This window comes from Aquimarina hainanensis (genome assembly GCF_042684685.1).
Lineage (GTDB): Bacteria > Bacteroidota > Bacteroidia > Flavobacteriales > Flavobacteriaceae > Aquimarina > Aquimarina hainanensis.
The window spans coordinates 97097-103841 of record NZ_JBHULX010000017.1 but is presented as its reverse complement, the minus strand read 5'-3'; the positions used below and the strand labels follow the sequence as shown (position 1 = coordinate 103841).

The window sequence follows — 6745 nt, the reverse complement described above, 5'->3', positions numbered from 1 at the left end:
CTCCGGTGAAGACCACTGATGCTCATCACTCCCCGACTACCAGCATATGCAGGGTTGACACTTATCGTATTATACATATATTGTGTATACTGAGCATCTTGCTGTGCTGATGCTGACCATACACTAGTTACAAAAACAATTAAAAGTATAAGTCTATTCATTTATACAGTTTTTAATTTTTCAATAAAAAGAGGAGAGGAAACTCTCCCCTTTCACATAATTATCTATTTAAGTATAAGAATCCTGATTTAAATTTTCTTTCTCCTGCTGCATCTTCATACTCTACGGTATAAAAATAAGTTCCTACCGGTAGCGGTTCATTTTCATCAATAGTAGCTCTCCCGTCACTATACCCTTTGAACATCTTATTATTTTCTTGCTCATATCCTTCTTCTTCAAAAACTTTGACTCCCCATCTATTATAGATTGCTACTGTATTATTAGGAAAGTTTTTAAGACCTACAATTCTGAACTCATCATTGATCTGATCACCATTAGGGCTTACTCCAGTAAAGACCGTAAAATCGTCTACCATATCAATATGTGTTATTGTGATATCTTCTCCATCTCCATCATTATCATCATCAACATCAGTATCATTATCAGGATCATCAGAAAGATCTATTACATCTTCTCCATCAGGGTTTTGCCCTGTAATTGTAGCTTGATTTTCAACATTCCCTTGATTGATATCCTTTGCGGTCAAGGTATACACTCCTGAAAAAGTACTTCCATCCACCTCTCCTGGTTCTAACGTTATCGGACCTCCGGTAATTTCTATACCTATTAATGGATCTGTTAACACAATGTTCTCTATAACTACGTTTCCAGTATTTGCCACTGTGAAAAAATAAGTTATTTGATCTCCAACATTAGGCACTCCATCATTGTTCGCATCTACATATACTCCTTTTTTGGTCAATGCCAGATTAGATACTGTATCTAAAGAAGTAATTGTCGGATCATTCCCTGGATCTCCATCTCCATCATCATCTATAGTCTCATCTCCATTATCAGAAATATCCATAATATCATTTCCTTCTGGATCGACTCCAATAACAGTCGCACTATTGATCACCTCCTGATCTCTTATATCTTCATCTGTAATTGGATAAATCGCTGTCACGGTTCCTACTTCTCCTGGCAATAATGTACTGGGAACTAATACTAAATCACTAGCATTTAATCTCGCATCATCAATAACAATATTATCAATTTCGGTATCTCCAATATTAGTCACTGTAAAAGTATAATGTACTTCTCTGTTAATTAGCTCTCCTGTTTTTACCAGACGTAATAATGGGTCTGGAACATTTGTTACCACTATGGTTATATCTCCCTGATCAGTCAACATCCCATCAGATACTGTATATGTTATCACCGGTAATGTCCCATGATAATCTTTTATTGGAGTAAAACTCAGCGTTCCATCCGAATGAATAACAACAGTTCCTATTCCATCCAAGATTACCTCATTACTTCCTCCATCCGGCACTACATAATTAGTTCCTTCTACAGTAAATTCAGTCACTGTTAATACAGCAGAATCAATATCATTATCTATTCCATTTCCATTATCAGCTGTAATAATATTTCCTGTTATTTCTGTTTCTTCTGCTCCAGTAAATAAGTCATCAGTTGCTATAGGAGGATCATTTACAGGTACCACAGTTACTTCGACTGTAGTTGTATCACAATTTTGAGGTGAAGCTGTATCACATACCGTATATGTAAACGAATCCATACCATTGAAGTCCGGATCAGGAATATAGGTTAATACATCATCTGAAGGATCATCTGGGGTTCCATTATCATCTATTTCGACTGTTCCATTTGATGGGTCACTTGCTGCAATAGTCCCTTCTGTTGGAATTCCGCTATCATTATTCAATATATCTACCTGAACTGAAGTATCTTCATTAGTGATTACGGTATCAGATTGCAACAATAAAATCGGACAAAAGTTGAAATCATAAATTCCAAAACCAGGAATACTCCCTGGATTAATAACTGCTCCCGCATCAATAGAGAATCGTATCTCTACCTTATCTACAGCAGAAGGGAATCCTATATATACGGTTCCTTCTTCCGAGGTAGCTCCATTAGGTTCTGAAGGGTCCACTCCTAAAATTGTATTTGCCGTTACAAGCTGGCTTCCTGATGCATTAATCACCGGAAGCACGGTAGCGCCATTCAGAAATCCTGTAATTACATATTTTTCTTGTCTGAAGAAAGCTCCTAGTTCTCCATCCACATCAAATAATTCAAAATTAAGACTATTAACTCCTATTCCTGAAATCCCTAAATCTACCTCGACAACAACTTCATTAGTGGTTCCTAATACTGTAAGGTCTGAAGCTAACAATAATGTTTCCTGAATTCCAGCTTGGCTTCCTCTGTAAAAAGCTCCAGACACTGGTAATTGTACAGGAGCAGCGATCAAAGAATTTGATGCATCTGTCACCGAAAAATTAAGTTCTGTATTACTAACTGTATAGGTTGCAGACGCGTCTCCAGGTCCCCATGTCACACCAGACCAATCTAAAGTTTTTTGTGTATCACACTCAATCGCTGGGATAACAGTAATACGCACAGTAGCTGTATTACAACTTGCTACAGGTGCATCGTCATCGCATAAAGTATAGGTAAATGTATCTATTCCTGTGAATCCTGAAACTGGTGTATATGTAAACGTTCCATCTCCATTATTAACAACTGTACCTCCATTAGTACTTGTCGCATCAAAAGCAATAATACTTGCGCCATCAATAACAGTATCATTAAGCAACACATCTGTTGTTGTCACCGGTGTATCTTCTACGGTATCAAAAGCATCATCTACTGCTATTGGGTTTCCTTCATCAGTAATGGTAATCGTTACAGTCGCGGTATCACAACTAGCTGTAGGTGTATCATTATCACATATTGTATATGTGAATGTATCAGTTCCTGTATACCCTGAAACCGGAGTATAAGTAAATGTTCCGTCTCCATTATTAATAATGGTTCCTCCATTAGTTCCTGTAGCATCAAAAGCAGTAATGCTCGCTCCATCAACAATTGCATCGTTAAGCAAAACATCAGGAGTCGTCAGAGCAACATCTTCAATAGTTGTATACGCATCATCTTCTGCTACCGGATTTAAATCTAACACTGCTTCATCAGACAGTTGATTGCTACATACATAAGAAGTACTTGTTATCCGAACTCTATATGTATTATCATGATCCGCAACAGGAATATTCGTTAAAGATAAGGTCGCTGAATCACTCCCTGTGTATATATCAGTCATATCAGCTGGATCGATATCCATAAACCCACTCCCTGTATCCACCTGCCACTGATATACGATTCCTGTACCAGAAACACTTACTTCAAATATTATATCCCCTCCAGCATTTATTGTTTGATCTACTGGCTGGGTTGTTATAACTGGAGCATTTCCTGCTGTTGTGACATTGGTATTCGTCCCTAAACTATAATCTATCCCTGCTTCAGTTACTAATCCATTCGCATCTACTGTCGATGGGTCTACTGTTCCATATTGTCCTCCATCACCTCCGTCGGCATTCTCATCATTATATGCTTCGTTTGCATCAGAACAACCATCTCCATCACTATCCAAAGTAATATAATCTAATGAACCGTCATTTCCGGTATCAATCACTGTAGCAGATTCTATAGTATCTTCTTGTCCGTTATTATTTACATCAACATAAGTTCCATCTGCAAGATTCAGTCTCCCATCTTTATTTGTGTCTTTTGCATCAAAACCTGCTTCTACCACATCATAGATTCCATCATTATCTGCATCTAAATCTAAGTAATCAGGAATCATATCTGAATCCGTATCCAATGCGATACATGCATCTATAATAATTTCAATCCCATCTCTATTTAAGTGAGGTACGGCATTTCCTAATTCAATAAACTGAAACGTAACCGTAGATACTACCTCATTAATCATTACGGATCCCGCTGCAGATCCATCCGCATCATCCATTGTACTTTCTGAACCTACTCTTCCTGGTGCGGGTAATGTTCCTGCCCCTCCATCAAAAACAGTAGTAGGAGTTACTTCAAAATCAGTCGTACCTGCTAACTTTGTCCATGTGGCACCATCTTGCAAGGTAATGACTGCTGAGTTTTGTCCTGTAGCAATATACCCTCCTACTCTATCAAAATGAAAAATCGGATTAGCTACTAAGACTGGATTTCCTAATGCATCCTCAAAGTTAATAGTCAAAAAAGAATCCCAATCATACTCATTTTGAAGAGAAACATTCCCTTCCAGAGGTTTTGACCAAAAGCCAGTTCCTGACGGATTAAAATTTCCTGAAGAAAAAGCAAATGAAGTTGTAGTAGTAACTCTGGCGATAATTCCGTTTCCAAAATCATATGAAAATTCAGTTCCTGTACCTGTTGCTGACCAGGTTCCTGATTGTGCTACATTACACCTTCCTTCTGCAACATCAGAGATTCCATCTCCATCATTATCTGCATCACAAAAGTTGTTAATCCCATCCCCATCTGCATCAGAAACTGTAATCTCCCCTGATACACTGGCTCCATCTGTACACGGATCGACAGCCTGTCCATACGCTCCTAGTCCTATAACCAAGAAAGCTATTAAAAATAATCCATTTACCCTTACCGGTACTCTAATGTGTCTGTAACTCGTTTGAAAATATTCAAAAGCCCCTAGAGTTAATAACCTTTTAACAAAGTGAAAAACTACCATATTGAATGATTTTGTTAGTTATGTAATACTTGTAACGTAATTTTTATCTATTAATAATCGTGCCCCCAATACACAAATCACTAATTAAAAATCACTTACAATGTTGTTCTCAATCAATTAATGGTTTTTATAATATTAATTTTAAAAAAAGCCCCTAAAATCATTGATTTATAAAACCTTAACAAATATACGGTTTTCCCGTAATTAATTTTAAGGGTACAATTTACAAAGAGCGTGGTATTAAACACATACAGAAATTGGTGAAATTTTAACATTTTAGATCAAACACTACTTTACTCGACAAAAAACACTGCTAAACGTTTAAATTGGTAAGTAACTTACACCTTCTTTATGCTTTACATTCTTTATTTAATAATAGTATATTTGCTCCTTCATTAAATAGTAGCATGAAATTCACAGAAGAAATACAACGAAGAAGGACATTTGGTATTATTTCTCATCCAGATGCAGGAAAAACCACACTTACTGAAAAACTATTACTTTTTGGAGGAGCTATTCAAGAAGCCGGAGCTGTAAAATCGAATAAAATTAAAAAAGGAGCCACTAGTGATTTTATGGAAATCGAAAGGCAAAGAGGTATATCTGTTGCTACTTCTGTTCTTGCTTTCGAATATAAATCATACAAAATAAACATACTAGATACTCCTGGGCATAAAGATTTTGCTGAAGACACTTTTAGAACTTTAACCGCTGTTGATAGTGTTATTGTAGTAATAGATGTTGCCAAAGGGGTAGAGGAGCAAACAGAAAAGCTGGTCTCCGTATGTAGAATGCGTAATATCCCTATGATTGTTTTTATAAACAAATTAGATAGAGAAGGAAAAGATGCATTTGAGCTACTTGATGAAATCGAACAAAAACTAGGACTTACAATCACTCCTTTGAGTTTCCCTATCGGTATGGGCTATGATTTCAAAGGAATCTATAATATATGGGAGAAAAACATTAATTTATTTAGCGGGGACAGTCGAAAAAACATTGAAGAAACCATAGAAGTTTCGGATTTGTCATCTCCTGAGTTAAGTGATCTTATAGGTGACACTGCTGCTGATACCCTCCGTGAGGAAATAGAGTTAGTAGAAGGAATCTATCCTTCTTTCGATCAGGAAGCATATAAAAACGGAGAACTTCAACCTGTTTTTTTTGGTTCTGCCTTAAACAATTTTGGAGTTAGAGAACTATTAGACTGTTTTATATCTATTGCTCCTCCTCCAAGACCAAAGGAAAGTGATCTTAGGGTTGTACACCCGGAAGAAAAAGACTTTACTGGCTTTGTTTTTAAGATCCATGCGAACATGGATCCCAAACACAGGGATCGTTTGGCTTTTATAAAAATTGTATCCGGGACTTTTGAAAGAAATGCTCCCTATTTACACACCAGGCTTAATAAAAAAATGAAGTTCAGTAGTCCCAATGCTTTTTTTGCCGAACGAAAAGAGATTGTAGATATTTCATACCCTGGAGACATCGTAGGACTACATGATACCGGAAACTTCAAAATCGGAGACACACTGACTACCGGAGAAAAACTGAATTATAAAGGGGTCCCTAGTTTCTCACCTGAATTCTTCAGATATATTAACAACGCAGATCCGCTAAAGTCAAAACAACTGGCTAAAGGAATTGACCAGTTAATGGATGAAGGAGTTGCTCAACTTTTTACCTTGGAAATGAACGGACGAAAAGTAATCGGAACAGTTGGGGCTCTTCAATACGAAGTAATTCAATATAGGCTGGAGCATGAATATGGAGCCAAATGTACTTATGAAAACCTCAATGTACACAAAGCTTGCTGGGTAGATCCCGAAGATGAAAATGGAGAAGAGTTTAAAGAATTTAAACGAGTAAAGAACAAATTCTTAGCCAAAGACAAACATGGACAACTTGTCTTCTTTGCAGACTCATCTTTTTCACTACAAATGACAGAACAAAAATATCCTGCTATAAAATTCCATTACACTTCGGAATTTTAGAAAAGAAAAA

3 protein-coding genes are annotated in these 6745 nt (G+C 36.8%); 1 reads left to right on the top strand and 2 read right to left on the bottom strand.

The annotated features are described in order from the left end of the window. Positions 1–161, bottom strand: a 161-nt coding sequence (locus ACFSTE_RS10010; protein ID WP_378298137.1) for a type IX secretion system membrane protein PorP/SprF, incomplete at its 3' end; no start/stop codon positions are given. A gap of 59 nt (positions 162–220) precedes the next feature. Then, entirely contained in the window at positions 221–4741 is a 4521-nt protein-coding gene (locus tag ACFSTE_RS10005; protein WP_378256517.1) for an Ig-like domain-containing protein, read from the bottom strand. Positions 4742–5148: 407 nt separating this feature from the next. Here ACFSTE_RS10005 and ACFSTE_RS10000 point away from each other — a divergent pair, with 407 nt between their 5' ends. Next, positions 5149–6735 carry a peptide chain release factor 3 gene (locus tag ACFSTE_RS10000; RefSeq protein ID WP_176029158.1) on the top strand — a complete coding sequence of 529 codons (1587 nt, stop codon included), beginning with the start codon at positions 5149–5151 and terminating at the stop codon, positions 6733–6735. Positions 6736–6745 lie beyond the last annotated feature (10 nt).

What these genes read in the sequence shown, in the direction of transcription:
- ACFSTE_RS10005 (WP_378256517.1), bottom strand. Translation starts at nt 4,741, where the DNA reads ATGGTAGTTTTTCACTTTGTTAAAAGGTTATTAACTCTAGGGGCTTTT.
- ACFSTE_RS10000 (WP_176029158.1), top strand. Translation starts at nt 5,149, where the DNA reads ATGAAATTCACAGAAGAAATACAACGAAGAAGGACATTTGGTATTATT.